Annotated in this window: 10 protein-coding genes and 1 pseudogene; 5 read left to right on the plus strand and 6 right to left on the minus strand. The window is 60.2% G+C overall.

Features of this window, described 5'->3' with window-relative positions; genetic code table 11:
- From FHT70_RS30515 to FHT70_RS26865, 3 genes and pseudogenes are all read left to right on the plus strand, one after another.
- Positions 1 to 146 (plus strand): annotated as a pseudogene (locus FHT70_RS30515) (VapC toxin family PIN domain ribonuclease); the annotation flags it as partial.
- A 272-nt stretch (positions 147 to 418) separates the two neighbouring features.
- The gene (locus tag FHT70_RS26860; protein ID WP_183706021.1) at positions 419 to 1,072 is read left to right on the plus strand and encodes an endonuclease NucS domain-containing protein; all 654 of its coding nucleotides are present in this window, start codon (positions 419 to 421) and stop codon (positions 1,070 to 1,072) included.
- A 596-nt stretch (positions 1,073 to 1,668) separates the two neighbouring features.
- Positions 1,669 to 3,330, plus strand: coding sequence for a DUF262 domain-containing protein (locus FHT70_RS26865; protein ID WP_210282965.1), 1,662 nt, complete (start codon positions 1,669 to 1,671; stop codon positions 3,328 to 3,330).
- Between the two features lie 54 nt (positions 3,331 to 3,384).
- Here FHT70_RS26865 and FHT70_RS26870 read toward each other — a convergent pair whose 3' ends face one another.
- Positions 3,385 to 4,146, minus strand: coding sequence for a DUF4145 domain-containing protein (locus FHT70_RS26870; RefSeq protein WP_348649568.1), 762 nt, complete (start codon positions 4,144 to 4,146; stop codon positions 3,385 to 3,387).
- A gap of 395 nt (positions 4,147 to 4,541) precedes the next feature.
- Between FHT70_RS26870 and FHT70_RS26875 the strand changes: the two genes are divergently transcribed.
- On the plus strand, positions 4,542 to 6,257 hold the full coding sequence (locus FHT70_RS26875) for an Eco57I restriction-modification methylase domain-containing protein (protein WP_210282966.1): 1,716 nt from the start codon (positions 4,542 to 4,544) through the stop codon (positions 6,255 to 6,257).
- Between the two features lie 2 nt (positions 6,258 to 6,259).
- Positions 6,260 to 6,997, plus strand: a complete 738-nt coding sequence (locus FHT70_RS26880) for a PaeR7I family type II restriction endonuclease (RefSeq protein WP_183706086.1) — start codon at positions 6,260 to 6,262, stop codon at positions 6,995 to 6,997.
- A gap of 581 nt (positions 6,998 to 7,578) precedes the next feature.
- On the opposite strand, the gene FHT70_RS26885 is transcribed toward FHT70_RS26880, so the two are convergent.
- The 5 genes from FHT70_RS26885 to FHT70_RS26905 form a co-directional block, all read right to left on the minus strand.
- Positions 7,579 to 9,924 carry a DUF262 domain-containing protein gene (locus tag FHT70_RS26885; protein WP_246721992.1) on the minus strand — a complete coding sequence of 782 codons (2,346 nt, stop codon included), beginning with the start codon at positions 9,922 to 9,924 and terminating at the stop codon, positions 7,579 to 7,581.
- An 8-nt stretch (positions 9,925 to 9,932) separates the two neighbouring features.
- Complete coding sequence (locus FHT70_RS26890) at positions 9,933 to 11,729, minus strand: DUF262 domain-containing protein (protein ID WP_183706088.1); 1,797 nt, start codon at positions 11,727 to 11,729, stop codon at positions 9,933 to 9,935.
- 238 nt (positions 11,730 to 11,967) lie between these two features.
- On the minus strand, positions 11,968 to 13,071 hold the full coding sequence (locus FHT70_RS26895) for a hypothetical protein (protein ID WP_183706027.1): 1,104 nt from the start codon (positions 13,069 to 13,071) through the stop codon (positions 11,968 to 11,970).
- Between the two features lie 208 nt (positions 13,072 to 13,279).
- Positions 13,280 to 16,423 carry a UvrD-helicase domain-containing protein gene (locus FHT70_RS26900; protein WP_183706029.1) on the minus strand — a complete coding sequence of 1,048 codons (3,144 nt, stop codon included), beginning with the start codon at positions 16,421 to 16,423 and terminating at the stop codon, positions 13,280 to 13,282.
- Positions 16,423 to 19,104 (minus strand): PD-(D/E)XK nuclease family protein, encoded by a 2,682-nt coding sequence (locus tag FHT70_RS26905; RefSeq protein ID WP_183706031.1) that lies wholly within the window; start codon positions 19,102 to 19,104, stop codon positions 16,423 to 16,425. The genes FHT70_RS26900 and FHT70_RS26905 overlap by 1 nt, the downstream gene beginning before the upstream one ends.
- Positions 19,105 to 19,515: the final 411 nt, after the last annotated feature.

Consider the following 19,515-nt stretch of genomic DNA (forward strand, 5'->3'; position numbering starts at 1 on the left):
CATCGGGACAGGTAACTGACACCTACCTGCTTGCGCTAGCCAAGGTGCATGGGGGGCAGCTGGCGACATTCGATCGCAAGCTGTCAACAGCAGCGGTTACAAGGGGCAATTCTGCCTTGCACCTGATCACCACGAGTAGATCGTGAGTTCCCGTCGATCCATTATGCGATCTTTTGAGCACAGAACGGGAACAACGGGCTGGTTCTCGCCGCGGACGGACGGCTCCTCTAGACAAGCTGCGCGGTGAGGAAGGTGAAAAACCTTCACCCAGCGGCCGTTGGTGGCGCGGCCGCTTAGCGTGTCATTTCGCCCCTCGACCGCAAGCCTGCCCCACTCGCGGTTAGCTTGGCTGTCGACGTCTCCGATTGTATCTTTTTCAAGTTGTTCGCCGTCAGGGGGAGTAGGAGGATCTGAGGCAATGGACATCCAGGAGTTTTGGGGAATCCGCGTCCGTGAGAAAGCAGCGCTGGCGATACGCTTGGCCGCGCGGCCGGGCGGCACAACGATGGGCGAGATCCATAGCCACAGCGGGCAGGACCAGTACGAAGTCTTTAGGCGGCTTAAGGAAATCGGCCACACCGTCGTCAAGGAGGGAAGCGGGGCCAATTGCCGAATCAGGCTGAAGCACAAAGACGGGAAACGCTTCAAAGACCCTGAGATAAAGGGACTGAATGGAGAGACCAAGCTCCACAAAACCCCGGGGCTGATTGAACTGCGGGAACTGGAGCTGCAGAAGACGCTGCGCAGGAATCTTCGCCGGCTGGAACGGGGTCTTCGGGTTGCCGACTGTGGCAAGGAGAACAACTTCCGCGACATCACGGCCGTCGACGCCAAGGGCAGGCAAGTTGTCATCGAACTTAAAGCCGTCAAGGCGACCAAGGAAGTCCTGGCGCAGATCTTGGCCTACATGGGCGAGATCGTCGTCAAAGATGGACTTGCGAAGTCGAAGATGCGCGGCATCATTGTGGCCCCTGATTTCCAGGACAAGACTGTCTACGCGGCAATAATGACGCCGAACGTGTCGTTGTTCCGTTACACGCTGGCCCCGTTGAAGTTCGAACGCCTCGCCTGATCAACTCGACAACGGCTCAGCTCACTGTCGCCGTCAGTACGCAGTACGAGCAATCGACGGGCCCGTGGGCCCGACAACGTGCTTCGTCGCCTCGGCAAGGCTACTACGCCGCGGGCCTCTGGCTGTGGTTTTGGACCACACCGGGCCTGCGGTCACGCAAACAGCGCCTGCCGATCGCTCGTGACGATCAGGCCAACGTGACGGCCATTGAAATCCTTTGGCGCCACGTCAGGCGGGAGTTTCCGAAAGGTGTGACGATCTTCCAGCTACGGGCGATGCTGTTCGATCTGAGCCGGGCTCATGGCGCCGACCGAACCTGGAGACGGGCCTCCCGACGTCGTCACGCCCCACTGAGGTGCTCATGTGGCCTTTCTGGTCTCGGGAGGGGTCGTCAGCATCGGGGAATCTTTTGAACCATGCTGCCAGAATGGCCTCAGCCGCGACAGGTACGAAAGACCCCCAGTACGTACCTCCAAAAGGGCCGCTATCAAACGATTTGTCTGCGTATAACTCGGCCTCGCCCGACTCTGCACATTGCTTGCAGCAAAGCACCTGACTAGCGTGTAAGTAGTGATTCGCTTCTCTGAGGACTACCCGTGGCCGAACCGTTGCACATCCGTAAAATCATGGAAGAACTTGTCGCCGGACGGATGCGTGTTCCCAATTTCCAACGCGGCTTTGTTTGGAACCCAGAGCGGGTCGCCTACCTCATGGACAGCATCTACAAGGGCTATCCATTCGGTTCAATCCTTCTATGGCGGACTAAGCAGGAACTCGCCCACGAACGCGACTTGGGCGCCTTTAAACTTCCTCATAACGACCCGTATTACCCCACGGATTACATCCTTGATGGCCAACAACGCATCACCTCCATTTTCGGGGTGTTTCAGACGGACATTCAATTGGAGAAGCGTCCCCTTTGGGCAAACATCTATTACGACTTGCTGACGCCTGAAAATGCTCAAGATTCGTCATTTATGGCGCTAGCGGACGATGAGGTGGATAGAACCCGCCATTTCCCGATCCATTGCCTCTTTGACCCTGTCGCTTACCGAAAGGAAACCGACGGCTACAACGAGGAGCTGATACAGCGCATCGATAAGCTGCAAGCCCGCTTCAAGGAAGCCCTTATACCCGTCCAAACAATATCGACCGAGGATAAAACCGCCGTCGCGATTGTTTTCGAGCGGGTCAATCAGCGAGGCGTCGAGCTTGATACCGTCCAGCTTCTCAGCGCCTGGACGTGGAGCGGCGATTTCGACCTCAACCGTAAATTCGAGGATCTGGCACAGGAACTTACGCCGTTTGGCTTCAAGGAAGTTGGAGCGAATAAAGACCTTCTGCTCCGCTGCTGCAGCGCCGTCATGACGCTCGATCCATCGCCTGAAGCTCTTATCAATCTGAATGGCCAGAAAGTCAGGGATTCCTTTGAAACGGTCATTACCGGAATTAAGGGCGCCATCGACTTCCTGAGGAAGAATGTCCACGTCACCTCGTTGGAGAATCTTCCCTACGAAAATATCCTCGTTCCGCTTTGCGTGTTCTTTGCGGATGATGAGAAGAACCAGCACAAAATGACCAGCAAGCAGCGAACCGAAATCTTGAAATGGTTTTGGCGGACTTGCTTCGGAAGACGTCTCAACAGCCAGCCAATCAAAACACTCAAGGAGGACGTTGCGGAATTCTCAGAGCTCAAGAACAGGACGCGCAGCGAGCTGAGCATTGCACCTGTCCATCTAAGCGACAGCTTCTTCTTCGAGACGATCTTCCGGCTCAATTCGGTCTTGTCAAAGACCTTCATCCTCATGCTGGCCCAGCGCGGACCTCGCAGCTTTATTAGTGGCAGCAAAATTGATCTTCACAAGGTTCTGAAAGAATACAACCGAAACGAATTCCATCACATCTATCCCAGGAGCTACATTAAAGCGAGTGAACAGGATATCATTTTCGATGAATCGTGCTTGGCTAACATTTGCTTTCTCTCTCGGACAGATAACAACGCCATAGGCGGAGCATCGCCCGGCGTTTACCGAGCGAAGATGCCTGAGGATATTTCGGAAATCATCACTTCCAACTTGCTCCCTGAAAGCACCTTCGCGGATGACTTTTACAAGTTCATCCACGAGCGGTGCAATCTTTTGACATTGGAAGCATCGAAACTGTTGGAGGTTATGCCTCCAGCGCCTAAACCGCCTCAGTCTAAGCCGGACCCTATCATAATAGAGAACCCTGGCGCGGCAACGTCCGTAATCGCGTGATGGCGTACATAGACGGTCGGAACATCCTGCGCGTGTTCCAGAAGTTCTTGCGCGTCAGGTGGAGGGTTGGCTTCTCCTCTTGATTATCGCTTCCGCCTTCGCCTCAAGCTTGGCCCGCCGCTCTTCCAATAGCTCAATCAGCGCGTCTTCCAGTAGCTCAAAGCAATCCAGGAGTTCCTCAAAGTCCACCGTGCCCTCATGGCTCCCGGTGTTTCCGACGATTCGCAGCGCGGTCAGGGCTTTATCGTGGCCAGGACGAACAACCTTCAGGAGGTCGATTCGGTCGGACAAATCGAGGCGGGCCCTCTTTCGCTTCCCTTTCGCCCCTTTGCGGTCAATCCCCAGTTGGTCCAGCAACAGTTCAACTACTATCCGCTGACGGTTTGCACACGCACCGGCATCCGACCAGAACAGCTCAAATGCTCTGGTCATCTGCGATTTGGCTTCCTTGTCCAGCTTCTTCGGGACTTCAATAATAGGCGGCGCCGGATACATGATCCGGGGACAATAGCTCGTGTCGGTAAATTCGATAGGGTCGCCGGTCTCTTGGTCAAACTGGTACTGGTAATGCTCCTCGAAGTCCCCTGCCACAACCACGAGTTCGCCGCATCCCACTTTGTTGCAGACGAGATAGCCGCTAAACCGGCCCCACGACAGCTCGCCTTGCAGCTCATCCGCCTCAATCTGTTGGGAAACGTGAACAGGTTCCAGCTTTACGAAGCTGTCTTTCTTCTGCGTTAGTCGTCCCCGGCCGCAACGCGGACACTCAAATCGCACAAAGGAGCCGTAGCGTTTTCTCCATATTGCCCTATCCACGTTGCCTCCGAATCGACCCGCTCGCGAACACCATCACAATATTCGCTGTAGGCTTTGTGCAGCAACGCTCCACCCTCGCAATACTCGTTGCTCTGCCAGGATATGGCTCTCGTAAAATCGGAGCAACTTGGTCTCGTCGTCGTAGCGCTGACACGTGCCCGAAAGTTGGCCGCACTAGCATACCGGAGAAAGACGTCGGGAGGGGGGCGCGTCGTATTCAGCGCGAGGAGCGTAGAGCTTTGGAGGGATCCTCCTGCCCCCAAAGAAACGCATTCGAAGGCGATCGTTATCTGTTGAAAAGTTGCTTTTGTTCCTATTTTGTTCTAGCTTTGCCGATACCTCGCGATATCAGAACCGCCTAAGTTGGCATCGTTTAAATGTGGAGGCGCGATCCGGTGCGGCTGCTTAAAAGTCTTGCTCCCCAATTTCCTAGTTTTGATCCGCTGGAGGCGGCCGTGTCGCGGCTTGCAAACGCCGGCATCGAGGAGCGGGGTGCGATTTACACCCGCCGCGAAGTGGTCGATTTCATTCTGGATCTCGCCGGCTACACGACAGACAGGCCGCTCCACACTTTGCGGATCCTCGAGCCGTCGTTTGGTGACGGAGACTTTCTGCTGCCGATTATCGACCGGCTGCTGACTTCCTACCGGAAGCATCGCGGCGAACGCGATATCGCGGTAGAGCTGCGGCCGGCTTTGCGTGGCATTGAACTGCACCGCGCAACGTTTGAGGCGACCAGAGAGCGGGCGGTCGAGCTTCTCGCCGAGCGGGGCATCACTGTGCTCGCCGCGCGCAGTCTGGTAGAGGCATGGTTGCATCAGGGTGATTTTCTGTTGGAGGAATTCGGCGAGTCCTTCACCCATGTAGTCGGCAATCCGCCTTACGTTCGCCAAGAGCTCATCCCCGACGAGCTGATGTCGGAGTACCGCCGTCGGTACGCCACCATCTACGACCGTGCCGACATCTACGTGCCGTTCATCGAACATTCGCTGAAGCTGTTGGCGCCTGGCGGCGCGCTCGGATTCATTTGCGCCGATCGCTGGATGAAGAACCGCTATGGTAAGCCGCTGCGCCAGCTGGTCGCGGATCATTATCATTTGCGCACCTACGTGGACATGATGGACACGCCGGCATTCCATGCGGAGGTGAGCGCCTATCCCGCGATTTTCATTATTGGCAACGAACGCGGCAAAGCTACGCGTCTTTTCCATCGGCCGAAAATCGACGCCGCATTTCTCACAGAACTCGCGGCCGCTCTGACGGCGTCAAAGACGCCGGACTTCGACGACGTGAAGGAGATTCAAGCGTTGGCCAGTGGCGCTGAGCCGTGGGTGCTGGAGTCTTTTGACCAGCTCGCCGTGGTGCGGCGCCTGGAAGCGCAGTTTCCCACACTGGAAGAAGCGGGGTGCAAGGTCGGAATCGGAGTGGCAACCGGCGCTGACAAGGTGTTTACAGGTCAGTTCGATGAACTCGATGTCGAGGATGACAGGAAGTTGCCGCTCGCCATGGCGAAGGACATCCATTCCGGTCGCGTCGAGTGGCACGGAAAAGGGGTCATTAATCCCTTTGACGAAAACGGCCGGCTCGTGCCTTTGGATGCATACCCGCGTTTCGCGCGCTATCTCGAACGGCACGGGACCGAGATCAAGAGCCGCCATGTGTCAAAGAAAAACCCACACGGCTGGTACCGCACCATCGACCGGATCTATCCGGAGCTGACCTACAAATCCAAACTGCTCATTCCGGACATCAAGAGCGAAGCCAATGTTGTTTACGAGCCGGGGCGGCTCTATCCCCACCACAACCTTTACTATATAACGTCCGACGACTGGGACATCCAAGCGCTGCAGGCGGTCCTGCTTTCGGGCATCGCCCGTTTGTTTGTGGCCATCTACTCGACGAAGATGCGGGGCGGATACCTGCGATTCCAGGCGCAATACCTGCGTCGGATCCGTGTGCCGCACTGGAAGGATGTTCCGACATATGTGAGAGACGAGTTGATCGGCGCTGCCCAGACCTTGGATATCCAGCGCTGCAACGACGCGGTGAGCCATCTGTACCAGTTCAGTGCGGCAGAGCGGCAAGCCATAGGGGGAAATGGGACTTTTTGAGAATGGCGTTAGAGTTAGTCGACTATGAGAAGAAGGCCCGCGAGGCCACTATGGCGTTCTGGGGGAATCGGGAGAAGGCGCGACAGAAGCAGATCGAGGCCGGAAGGGCAGATCAGGGAGAGCGTGCCGGAGTTACCGCCGGTAAGAACATGGACGGTTTCTTGGCCCTCCTCATTGATATCGTCAAGGCGAACGGTCTTAAACACGCCTCCATCCATCAGCAGCGGGCGGTGTTGACCCTTCCAGGGTATTTCCGGCCGACGAAGCTCTGGGACGTGTTGGTCGTGCATGACAGGCGGCTTGTTGCGGCGATCGAGCTTAAGAGTCAGGTGGGGCCATCCTTCGGGAATAACTTCAACAACCGCACGGAAGAAGCAATCGGGACGGCACATGATCTGTGGACGGCTTATCGCGAAGGCGCTTTCGGCAAACATCCCCGACCGTTCGTAGGATGGATGATGATGGTGGAGGATGCGCCGGAGTCCCGTCGGCCGGTGACAGATCGTTCGCCGCATTTCGCGTTGTTCAAGGAATTCGAGAGAGCGTCCTATCTCAAACGCTACGACGTTCTCTGCCAGCGGCTTGTTCAGGAGCAGCTGTACGGATCCGCAGCGTTGCTAACCTCGCCTCGCACCGCCTCGCAAACGGGCGAGTACGGTGAGATGTCGGAACTCACCAGCCTCAAGACCTTCGTGACGACTCTCGCTGGCCACGTGGCGGCCGTTGCGGCTCAGGGGTAGCAGTGGCCGTGCGGGAAACGATGATACGGGGGGCCTGAGTCTCTTTCTTTCTTAAGTACGGTGTTAGCGCTGCTCGTGGCTTTGATTTCGATGCTGGCCGTATCCGCGCCCGTCGTCTTAGGCTTGATTTGAACGCCACAATTGAACCCGATCTTCACCACGCCGGTTCTTAGCGGGCACCACGCTGCTACGCGTCATCGCAAGAACAATGGCGACGCCCCGGCCGCTTTCCGTCGCGGCTGCGTAAGAAGCGACTATCTGGCGCGCCACCAGCATCGTGGCCGCGCAGCTAGGCTGCGCGAACGATCCGCGTTCGGGGCCTAGCTTGGCGGGACGCGACGCGATCCTGCGGCGGTTGCGCAGCACATCATGAACGATGGTGAGCTCGAAGGGTCGTGGTCTGGGGGTCGTGCAACGCGAAGTCCCGCCTTCTCTTCGGCGTAATGGAAAGCGGTTCAAGCCTCCGCCTGCTTCGCTTCGCCAAAGGCGGAGTGGAATAGGAGTGGGCGGAACTTTTGTACAAGCCGCTCTCGCAGGCGACGCGGGACTTGGCGAGCGCCCCCCGCCGGCGTCTGACTCCCTTACGCCTGTTGCGCCAGCGCGCGGTCGAGGGACAGTACCGCGTCCTTCATCTCGTCGCGGCCCACGAGCTTGGTCCACCAGCCTTCCCTCTTCTCAAAGCCCTCATCCTCCAACACGGGACGAAGTTTGCGCCCCGGTTCTCGGGGTTCACCCAAGTAGAGTTCGTACGCGTCAGGCACGTCCCCGAGGCAGAGGTAGAAAGTAACGTCCTCGCGGCTGAAACGCCGCGAGAGAGATAGACCCGGCTCGTCGTCGGTTGACGACGATTCGTAATAGTCGACGGTAAGCGAGAGGGGCTCTGGCGCGTTTTTCAGATCCTCGTATAGGCAATAGGTGAAAAGCTCCGCATGCTTGCCATTCATCTGCGATTTTCTCAGGAGATACACCCGGCCTTCATCCGAGAAGCGCAGCATCCTGTAGAGACCGTAATTATAGACCGCGGGCGTGGTGAGGATCGCCGCGCGCCAAGGATCAATGTCGGACGCCGACGCGATGACGTCCGCGAGGTTCGCCTCGAAGGCGGCGGCCTCTCCGAGGCGCTCCCAGAGATCCTTCAGTACCTGGCCTTCAGACCCGCCTGCCGCCGCGTTACGCAGGAGCCGCTTCCAGCTCCAAGCCTCGTCCTGAGCGGGAACAAGCAGGGTGTAGTTCCTACCAATGAAAAGCAAGAAATCCCCGATTGCCAGGAGGGCACGTTCCCAGCGGCGACCACTCCCTGGGGGGTCCATGACAAGGTCGTCAAACATCTGCACGGCGCAGGATAAATAATGCTCGAAGGAATCGCACAGGTCGCGCGCGGCGGCCGCATCGAGCCGCGCTATCTCCGCGTCCGGGTCATCGAGGTCGAAACCGCAGAAGTGCAGTAAAAAGCCGATCTGTCCGCGAAAATAGGGGTGGTGCTCTGCCCGCTCGATACGCTCCGGCCAACCGTCGCCGAGCTCGATCAGATGCGCCTTTATCCGCTCCTCCGCCACCTGGTCCCGGAAGAAGCCCCGCACATCACCTTCCGGCCCAGCGAGATGGCGAGTGATTTCGTCCATCCACGGCGCCAAGTCCCTAAGACCGGCTAAGCTGCGCCGAAGGTCCTCCGGCCGGTTGTAATCGGTGTTGGTGACAAGGTTTGAGACCACTCGCATCCAGGCGCCGAAGGCCGCGGTGTCGATCTCCCCGCGCGCATGGACTAGATACTGAACGTAGCCGGCCAGCTGCGCGATCTGCTGAAACGTCAGGCCGGTGGGCCGTGTGATGATCTCCTGGAAGAGGGTCTGTTCGTCGAGGTGCCGCTTGTCAGGCAAGTAGCTGCGGAACGCTTCCGAGCCCGCGTTCCACCGCTCCAACAGCGTGATCAGCGCCACGACCATCTCCCGGTCGAGCCAGGATCTCTCGTGGAACCAAGTGTAGCTGCTTGGCCGAGCAGAGGAGCGCAAGTCCGCGAGGTCCGTTGCGGTACCATCGGTCGCGGGCGCGCGGGTTACCATGATCACCACCCGCAGCAGGTTCATCACGGCGTCGTCGAAGGTGGCCGTCCTCCTGTCCCGGAATGGCCAGAAGAAATCGGACCAGCGCGTATCCATCCGATGCGAGAAAAAGTCGGAAATGGGGGTCTCACCGCAGACGTCTGGCAGGGTGCCCTCGAACTGGTTTTCCAGATGCCGTTCGAAACGGGCCTTGAAGGTCTCGAATGGCGTTAGCGGTTTCCCCCGCGCGTTCATCTTGATGTAGAGATCGTCGGAGAGATCGAACTGTTCGAGGTCAAGAAGCTGAAAGGTAATCGCCGGCGCTGGTTCATAGATCAGCCGAGCGTAAAGGCCGGAGGTGTGGCGGAAGACTTCGTGAATACGATCCAACATTACCAGTGCGGAGCGGATCGTCGGGTCGAACTGCCAGCTGCGGAAGTACCACGGCTCGTCAGTGATCATCGCGCCGAGGTGTGGGCAGTCCGCCGGAGCGATGTCCGGCGCGTAGCAGGCGAGGGCGTTGAGGAAATCCCGGCTGCCGGGCCGCACCTCGTAACCGAAGCGGGATCGGCCCGCCGCAATGAGGCGGCCACGGAAATCTTCGCCGTAGCCATCGACCCACGCGAGATACCAATGCAGAAGATACAGCGTGGTGAGGCGCTGCTGCCCATCGAGCGGCTGAAAGGAGCCATTGACAACGCTGCCGTAGACGAAGTCGAGGTCGAGGGGCAGCGCAGGGTCGTCATCGGGCAGGCACAAGGCGTCATGCAAGGCCTTAAGAAAGTCGTCTCGAACAATGTGCTGGTCCGGCCGACCCTGGGCATAGTCACGCTGTATGACGGGGACCTCGACCCGGCCGTGACCTTCGATGAGTTGGTAGAAGCTCATTCTCCCGTTCATTGCCCTTTCGCTCCTTGCTCGAGGAAGAACCGTGTCAGTGTGCCACTGATCGCATCGAGGTAGTCCCGCGCGTCGTCCTTCGTCCAGAACATCACATTGCCCACGGTGCGGCTGTAGCATTTCAAGAAAACGTTTCGAGTGCAGAGTGGCACGAAGATGCCGGACCTATCGTGTTTCAGCAGAATGTCGCGCTTCACTGCGAAGACCGCATTGCGATAGCCGCGGTTGGTTCTACTGTCGAGCAGGGTTAGGTTCGCGAGGTCATGGTCCGGGCCGTCTGCGGTCTCGTTGAAATACGACAGTATCTCACCATCGATCTCTTCGAAGGTGTCCCGGTCCTCTCGCTCGGTATTGGGGTCGAGATAGGTCTCGATCCGCTCAGCGAGCGCCCGTTCCGTTTCCCCCTCAGCAGTGCGCAGGAATTCAAAGCAGTGGTGCAACCATTCCTCCTGTGAGTGGGGGCGGGAGGGCCGTTCGTCGCTTACCGACCGTATGTGCTCGATATCCCAGGATTCGCGCTTGAAACTGTCGAACTGGAACCGGATGTTCGAACGCGGATCCTCGAGAAGGGTCGCCAAATTGAAAAGGAGTAGCAGGCTGCGCACTTTCGCGGTGCCATAGCCAACCGTCCGGCAGAGGTTCGCAATCTCCTCCCCGAGCTCCGTTGGGGAAATTACCGCCAAATCCTCGTCAAGTACCATACGGCACACCCGGCCGCGAAGGCTTCGGAAGAATGCCTGCTTGCCCGACCCCCGGCTCTCGGAGAGCAGCTCCATGATCGTGGCAAGGCCACCTTCCGCCTGCTGCAGGATGAAGCCGAGGACGTGGAAAAGATCCCGGTCCTCGTACCACTCCTCCAACGCCATGAAGATCTCCTTTACTTTCCGCCATTCGCGTTCCGCGCTCTGCTCCGGCTTCAGCGCCTCTGCAAAATGGGAGAAAACGCCGAAGTCCTCTCCGTCCACAGCCCGGCCCGCCATCCGCGCCACCAGTCGGAAGATGAGGCCGATCCGATTGGCATCCCCCACGTCTGCGTTCTGCAGGAAGTACCAGACTGCATCGTTCTGCAGCCTTTTTTCAATCTGGTCCCATTCGTACGCAATCCGCAAGGAAAGGTTGCCGGTGAGATCATCCTGGGCCGCGCGGCGCAGGAACAACGCCCGCACCAACTCGGTCTCGGTGAGGGGGATCTTTCCGACATTGAGACGCGTGAAGGCCGCTACCGGGTCGTCGCGAGGAGCGAGCTGGTACCAGATGACCTTGACATTCCGGCCGGCCTCATCGTCGTTGAGCAGGTGCTGGAGTAGCTTGAGCGCGTGCATTGGGTCGCGCCCTTCCATCCAAGCTTCGATCGCCCGCCAAGCCTCGGATATGTGATGGAAGTCGACATTCTCGTCGGCGCGATCGATGTCGATCCTCGCGAGGAAAGAGGGGTCTCGGGTCTCGAAATCGATAGTAAACAGCCTCTTTCCCAGGAGCGCGACGAGTTCCTTCCTATGAGAGAGCAGAATGAAGATAGTCGTCAGGCGCTGTTGCCCATCTACGACCTCATATCGACCATCGTCCAGTTTTCGGACAACGAGAGGCTGCAGGCAGTAGAAGGACGTCCTGCGTTTTTCCTCGCTCGTTTGTATGAAGTCCCAGATATCGTCGAGAAGTTGCGTCACCTGCAGCCAAGTCCAGCGGTAGCCGCGCTGGTAGGCGGGAATCCAATATCTCGCCGAGGCGCCGTCCTCATCCACGAGCAGCCTGTTGACCGATCTCAGCTCGATCGCGGCGTTCTGTAGCGGCATTCCAGTGTTCCCCTCTGCTGTCCCATGAAGATCATGCCCACTGGTGAGCAAGTTACAACCCCTCTGCGGGAGCACCCGAACTCGCCCCACGAACGATTTTTGGTTGCGTCAGATGATCGGCATCGTCAGTACCGCCGATGCTTTCCTTATGGAATTGTTTTGCAACCACCGGCGACCTCACAGTTCGTTGAGATCAGCGGGGTATAAGTACCCCACGCGAGAAGGCGGCCGAGGATGGCTATCGGATTCGGTTGAGCGTGTTACCGAGCCACTTTTCCATCTTGGAAGCAATAACCGGGTCGGCTAACAAGGCGACCTTGAAGGCCGGGAACCCCTTGAGGTTCATCGTCGACAATGGCCCGACAATTTCTGCCAATTCACTAAGGAGTTGGCTCCTCACACTTTCTTCCTGCATGCCCGACCTCTTGTAGAGATACTGCAGCGAGAATGAGACCGATGCGTTGTACGCCCACAGATGGAGTGGGTAGAACGCTTTGCCATCGTTACCTTTGAACATGGCGTAGATCGAGCCCTGTGTTGAAGGGATATCAGCCTTCCCACCTAGGCGTTCCACCAAGGTAGTAAATGCTCGTGCGCCGGCATGAATCGCATCGCCGGCCGATCCGCAATGTTTCTGTAGCCATTGGTCCCGCGAGATGGGCTCGAGCGTCCCGGACGATCGCTTCGCTGCAGTCGCCCGCTCGGTCTCGCCAATCACCCGCGGGCTGAGCGTGATGACATCACCGTCGCCGGCGAACCACCGCAACTCCACGGCCCGCACGTCCGCGCGCATTTGATCATTGAGAAATTCGACGATGCGCGCCAGCTCACGTGGAATTTCATCGGCGACGAAGACCAACTTGATCCGGCCGGCCTTGAAGTTGGCGTCTACCTGAGCCCAAAACACGGCCGTGTCCTGATCGCCGATAAATTCGCGCAAGACAGCCTCGGGGTCTTCGCCGGAGTCGGCAGCAGTCTTCGAAAAACTGTCCGCGATCCGACCTGCTTGCCAGTAGGCCGTCGCATTGGCCGCATAATCCAGCAACTGGCCAACGACCTCACGCCTAAGACGGGTGTCCACTGCGCGCTTCAGTTCGACGAGGACTGGCACCGCATCACGCGTGACGAACAGGTGATCGAGCGACCAGCGACCGGAGCCATCCTCGCTGTCAGCAATCGACTGCTCACGCCGGATCAGCAACAGATCACCATCCCCATCGGTGATGAGCTCGGGATAGCGAGCAACGAGGGTTTGCATTCTGTCTTCATTCTCGGGCGCCGATGGTGTCATGCGCCTGAGCCCCCCATCCGCGTCGACCATGTAGATTGAACTCTGGGCCATGTTTCGTTCCCCTCCCCGTTTCTCCAGCTGGACAAGTTCGAATAGAAATCATGAATTTGAAAAGTTAATCGTTACAACACGTTGGGCATTCGCTCAGAGCCAGGTCCTGTGGATGCTCCGTTGGTAAAGTCCGACCAAACGCAGTCCGCCTCTATTGGCCCAACCCTGATCTCGAGATTCCAAGTCGGACGATCAGGCGCTTTCCTGCTCACTCGGTACGAACCACCCGCAGCAGGGCGCCGACAACCGGCATATGAATCCATAACTCGTTGCATGGTCGGCCCGACAACAAGGCGACGGCTTTGCCGTAAAGCCCCAACTGAGGCGCGTGTCTAATGGCATGGCCCTCCCACTGATCGACACGGCCGGGAAAACTCTTATGGTCGACAATCGCCGAACCCTGGTCGAAGTCGACGAGCAGGTCGATCCTGCCCTGAACGAGTTGATCGCCGAACCGCGCCGTTACCGGCGTCTCATGCAACAGATTGCCATGGGGCCAGCGGGTTCCGAGCCAGGCGGAAAGCCTGTCGGATGCGGTCAACGCATCGACCGCGGCGAACCCCTTCACTCCCCAACGCGCGAGCGTCGCGTCGGCGTCCGCAAGCCGCTGCTCCATGTCCCTGCTGACATCATCGTAGGCGATGATCGCATGCAAGGCTTCGCCGAGCGCCGCCATGTCTGCGACCCCATCGATCGGCAACCGCCCACCGAGGTTCACGCGCTCCACGACCCGCCAATCGCCGCCTTCGGCTTGGCTGGGCCGCAAGTACAGCGGCGGCCGTTCCACAGGAACGCTGCGTGGCCGCACGAAAGGTGGCTGCGGGCAGCGCTCCTCGGCTGCTCCATTCGCTGCAAGCGGCCGGACATCAGCAACAAAGGTTCGGTCACCAACAGTCAGCAGATTGTCGTCCATCGGCGGTGGAACGACATGTGGCGCACAGTCAGGCTCATCCAGCAATTTCAGCCAGTTCAATGTCCCTTTGGCGGGCGGCGCGAACACGACATAATCGCGAGCGCGCGTCACCCCGACATACAGGAGCCTGATGTCTTCGTGCACGGCGCGGCGCCAGGCGGCCTGACCAAGCTCGGACGTGAACGCCGCGACTTCGAGGGCGCTGTCTTTGCCAGACTGACCATATGGCCACGGCCAGAATCGAATCCAACGTCTTTCGAGGGGCGCGCGCCAATCGAGCTCACCATCAACCTCCGCGACCGGCTCAAACAGCCGCGCCTTGGGCTCCCACGCAAGCCCCGTCAGGACGGTCATGGGCCATTCCAAACCCTTTGCCCCATGATAGGTCATCACCTTGATCGCGTCCTTGGCGAGACTCGGCGGCCGCTTTGGATCAGCGCCATCTAGGCTGAGGAGAAGACCTTGCAGCGTCGCTGGCGTGCCGGACGCGGCGCATTCGCCTTCATAGGCGGCGGCAAAACCTCGGAGCGCCTCGAGGTCGTCGAAACGAATGGCCGGGTCGCCCCATTGCTCGATTTGCGCCATCATCGCTGGCAACGCGATCACCGAATCGACCAGTTCGGCGGGCGTTAGATTCAGCACGCCCTCGCGGATTCCCTCAAGTTCGGCCGCAACAGGAACTCTTGCCCGCAGCGCCCCGACGGAATCCTCAGCTGCGGCTGCGCTTAGCCACACATCCGACTCCGGATCGCTGCCGAAGAACCGGGCGAGTTCCGCGAGCGCCAATCGGTCGGTCGCGTCGGCCACCCAGCGGCAGGCCGCCAGCACAAGCTCGATATGGGGGGTGCGCGCTAGTCCGGAACGTTCCACCGCCACCGGCAAACCAACTCGACTGAGGGCCCGGGCGAAACGGGCCACGTCCGTATTCGTGCGGCAAAGGACAGCAATGTCCCCTGAGCGGAGGGGGCGATGCTCACGCGAAGCGCCTTCGACCATCCACGCCGAAGCATCCTCCAGACATTGACGAATTCCCTCGGCCAGCGCCTGCGCTTGCTCATCGACTTTGCCGAGGAGTGGCCACCAAGCGGTCGGTGGGCGATCGAACCCGACGTCCGATCGGGCCGCACCCGAGAATGCATGCTGAGCCGCCGGCAGCCCCATGCGCTCGAAGGCCGGTGTAAACAAGGCGTTCGACAGCTCGATCACTCCGGGACGGCTGCGCCACGAAGTTGAAAGCACGTCCTGCGGATTCGCGGCTGCGCCCGCGCCGGTGAAAGCGGCTTGGGTCAGTTCCGTATCGGCTCCACGGAAGCCATAGATTGCCTGCTTCGGGTCGCCAACCCAGGTGCTCTCCTCAGCAACTTCCGCCAAGGCCGTGAACACAGCGAGCTGCAGCGGGCTGGAATCTTGAAACTCATCCACGAACACGCGGCCAACGCGCTCGCGCAATCGGCCAACGCGAACGGGATCCTTCAACACCTCCAGCGCGAGCGCCTCCTGATCCGTGAAGTCGAGAAGGCCACGCTCTGCCTTCCAGTTGTGATAGGCCGTCAGGGCCTCCGCCGCGCAAGTGAACGTCTCACGGATGAACTGCTCGGTCTCGACCCGCAAACGTGGATGATCCACGTGCCCAGCCGCAGCGACCAGCTTGGCCAAGGCTTCCGCGTAGGCCGGTCCATCCTTGGTCCGCGCGCAGGCGACCTTGGTCAATCTTGCCCACATCGACCAATTGAGCACCTCCCCGCGCGACGCGCGCTCGTGCGCCGCGCGGATGGTGGGCAGGTGATCTGCCGCGGTCTTGCTCGGCTGTGCTGGCCGGGCGGCGACGGCGGCCGCAAGTGCCGCAGCAAGTCCTGCGTCCAGCGCGGTGCCATCAGCAGCCGGTAACGGCAGGAGAGCGCGGTAAGATTCGACCGAGCGTTCCGCCGATGCCAACAAGCCTTCAGCATCGAGACCGTTGGCCCGGGCCAGGGTGACGATCGCGCGCACCGTGCGCCGCCAGTCCGGCGGCTCACCACTGTCCGGTCGCCTCGGGTCGTTATAACCGAAGCGTTCGGCCAACGGGTTGAGCACTCCGGCCTTGGCGGCAATGGCGGCATCCGCCGCCACACTGAAGACCAAAGCCTCGTTGCCCTCCCCGATGACGCTCGTTGACGGTGATCGTCCCAGATCGATCGCAAAATCATTGACGATTTGGCCGCACACGGCGTTGACAGTGCCAAAGCGTGCTCCGAGGAGGCTGGCCGCGGCTTCCGAATTCCCCCCTTCGAACAGCTTCGCACGGGCGCGCTCGACAAGCTCGTCAGCCGCCTTAATCGTGAAGGTCGTGGCCAAGATCTCTTCCGGTGCACGCGTGGTGACCTCGCGCGCAATGTCGGCAACGATGCGGGTGGTTTTGCCGGCCCCGGCGGCAGCGGTGATGGTGTTCAGTCGACGCATTAGATTGTCTCCACTTGGACACGGCAGAGGCTGGTCAAATCACAGAAGCGGCAAGGCTCCTTCGGCGCCTCGAACTCGAGACCCTCAGGCCGATGGTCGACGGCGTCGTCGAACCCGGCTGCCACCAGCACGCCTGACGACGCAAGATCACGCCAGCGCTTCCAATCACCTGCGACCATGTCGAGCGTTTCGGTATCCGCGCGCTCGGCCTCGATCGGATGGTCGGTGAGGATTGAACCGTCGCCGGCCAGGATCCGGCGCTGACGCAACAGGAAGTAGCCTCCGGTTCCCTTGGCGCCGTCGTCCGCCGAGATCGCGCGGTAAACGGCCAATTGGATCGCGCTCCCGTCAGCGATCTCCTCCAAGTAACGCCGCTCGGATCGGGTCCATTTCAGGTCCAGGACTGCGACTTGCGGCCCGCGGCGCACGAGCAGGTCCAGTCGCCCTTGAAGGGCGAGATCACGGTAAGAACCCTCCCGCTCGAGTTCCGATCCAACGACTTCCAGTTCGCGCTTATGCAGAAGACCCACGAGCGATTCCAACGCAGCCGGCACAAGTTCGCGCGCGGCGGAGAGCTCACCAGCGTATTCGGGCTGTAGCAGTGGCGCTGCGATCTGTGGCAGCAGCATCTCGAAGAGTTCCGTAGCCGCGGCACGCACACCAGCCATCGGCGGTGGCGGTCCGGAAGGGAGCAACCTTCGTGCAATCTCATGAGCGAGATTGCCAAACAGCTGGTCCGGCCCAGGAATTTCGGCGAAGCGGCCGGGTCGCAGGCCCAATACATCCTGGGCGAACCAACCAAAGTGGCAGTTGAAGAGTCGACGAAGCGAAGTCGCGCTCTCGCGGCGCCCTTCCATCAAACCGGCCGCGCCAGCAGGCAAGGTCCATTTCGCGGCACCAGCGGGCGGGTCTTTGGTTTCCGCGGGATGACGGGTGAGAAGGCGTCCGGCGAGTGCTGCGTCGGGCTCGCGCAGGACGCGCTCGGCTTTGAACACCACGCCTTCGCCGGCCCCCTCAAGGATGGGTTTGAATTGGTGGGCCAGAGGGTGCACCGTCGTTTGTTCGTCGCCCGAAAGCGCCGGCCGCACGAAAATCAGCCGTTCTGCGGAGCGCTGCAGAACCCGGGTGTAGCCGGCCCCAATCCTTCGCGCTGCGTCAGCCGACGTCTCTAAGGTCACACCTGCGGCCTCGAGGGCCTCGACCTCGGCTCGATCCCAAGGGTGGCGCGAGAATCGCTCGCCTGGGCCAACGAACCCCCACCAGATCACCCGCGGCGCCGCCGACCACAACGCTCCGGGAGAGCGGACGGCGCGAACACTTCCTGCTTCGGGAACATGGTCCGGATTAACGACACCCTCGGAAAGTACTTGGCTGACGACCCGCTCAAGGAGCAATGCCGGCACGACCTCCTGCTCAAGGCGATTGAGGGAGTCCACCAGGGCACCCGCCGCCGCAGCGACCGCCAGCAACAGCCTGTCGTTGCGTCCGGCATCCGCGCGCATCGCCCATGCGGCCACTCGACCGGCGATCGCCTGTGCCTCGACCGTCGGAATACCTACAGCCCTGTCGAAGCGGCCGACATCTGTCCAGGTGCGCCATTCGGCAAGCACTGCGTCCACCTTCTTCCGCGTGTCCTTCGGCTGAAGCGCGGCGTACATCTCGATGAGCCGGGCTTCGATCCCGGCCCAGGCATCAAGCCAAGCCGCACCCCCGATACCCGGCTCCTTGCTCAACGCGCGGGCCAGACGTCTCGCTGCCCAAGGAGAGATCGGCGGACGGGGGAGCATGAGAAGGTTGAGCAGGACGCGCGGATCAAATGGCTGCCAAGCAGCGGCGAAGGCGAGCGGCAGCACCTGAAGCGCTCCACGCCAGGGGGATGCCACTGAAAGGCCAAGCGCCGGGAGGCCACGCGCCCGCAATGCATGATCGAGCAGGGCTGTGTCTCCGTCCGGAGCCAAAACAACGGTGCCCGCGCGCTCCTCCGCCGGACTGACCGCTAGCCAATCGGCAATTACTTCGGCAGCCATGAGCTCCGTGTCGGCGTCGACAACGACGAATGTGCCGTCTCCTTTGAGCTGCTCTCGTCCTTCGCCGGCAAGAGCACGTTGCACTTGGCGAAGGTCGGAGCCCTCTGCGGCCTGTACGTTGCCTTCGTGCTGATTGACCGAGACGCCGGCGGCCTCCAGCGCCTCTAGCACCCGCCGCCATAGTGGGGGCAGCAGGGCTCTCGGCTCAGCCGCCGTGAGCCGTTTGAGGCGCAGACCGGGACGGCTTGGCAACGCGTTCAGCAGCTGAACCGCGCGATCCGCCAGGCCAGGGGGCAACATCGTACCGGCAATCTCTGCCGCGGCCAGATCGTCAATCCGGCACGCCCCAATGGGATTGCACTGCCAACCTGCCGCGATGAGATCGTCACGCCATTGCAGCAAGGTTGCCGCTGTTGACCAGGGATCCTTCTCGAATGATGCACCCCAGAAGCGGCCGTCACCGGCAGCCCGAAGCTTGGCGAGATAGCTCGCGATCCGTACGGCACGGGAGGCACTCGGGCCGAGTATCCCGAGCTGGACCTCGAGCACGCCGACCAGACCTGCGGGGCCGACGACTGCTGCGTCGATGGCGCCCATCGCCTCAGTTGCCTCGGGATACACCCGCCCGTCCGACAACCCAAATACCAAATGCATGTTTTCAGCCCCCGCTTGCGCCCCGGCCACACGCCACCGACGTGTTCGGGTCTCGAAGAACACCTCTTTTCGATCGCCCACTCTTTATTATTGGAGCGTCGGCGACGGAGCTGGCGCGACGCTGGTCCAAAGCAGCTTTGACGCGGCAAACCCGCACGATGGTCATGAATTCTCTGTGTCGCGGCCGTCAGGCTCCTTGGCCACACCCTTAAACTTGCCCGGCGTCTGCTTGACCTCCATAAATAGCCGGGTGCGCTCATCTCGTTTCTGGTACATCCCATCCGGGCGCTGAAACTGGGTTCTGCCCGTTACAGCGCCGCGGCGGTACCCATCTCCTGTATTCTTAGCCATCATCAAATCCCCTTCTCTGTGAATCCTGTCGTGCTGGTCTCGCACGCCTGCAGCTTGCGG

Source organism: Rhizobium sp. BK049, from assembly GCF_014193135.1.
Taxonomy (GTDB): domain Bacteria; phylum Pseudomonadota; class Alphaproteobacteria; order Rhizobiales; family Rhizobiaceae; genus Rhizobium.

What these genes read in the sequence shown, in the direction of transcription:
- FHT70_RS26905 (WP_183706031.1), bottom strand. Translation starts at nt 19,104, where the DNA reads ATGCATTTGGTATTTGGGTTGTCGGACGGGCGGGTGTATCCCGAGGCA.
- FHT70_RS26885 (WP_246721992.1), bottom strand. Translation starts at nt 9,924, where the DNA reads ATGAGCTTCTACCAACTCATCGAAGGTCACGGCCGGGTCGAGGTCCCC.
- FHT70_RS26860 (WP_183706021.1), top strand. Translation starts at nt 419, where the DNA reads ATGGACATCCAGGAGTTTTGGGGAATCCGCGTCCGTGAGAAAGCAGCG.
- FHT70_RS26880 (WP_183706086.1), top strand. Translation starts at nt 6,260, where the DNA reads ATGGCGTTAGAGTTAGTCGACTATGAGAAGAAGGCCCGCGAGGCCACT.
- FHT70_RS26895 (WP_183706027.1), bottom strand. Translation starts at nt 13,071, where the DNA reads ATGGCCCAGAGTTCAATCTACATGGTCGACGCGGATGGGGGGCTCAGG.
- FHT70_RS26900 (WP_183706029.1), bottom strand. Translation starts at nt 16,423, where the DNA reads ATGCGTCGACTGAACACCATCACCGCTGCCGCCGGGGCCGGCAAAACC.
- FHT70_RS26890 (WP_183706088.1), bottom strand. Translation starts at nt 11,729, where the DNA reads ATGCCGCTACAGAACGCCGCGATCGAGCTGAGATCGGTCAACAGGCTG.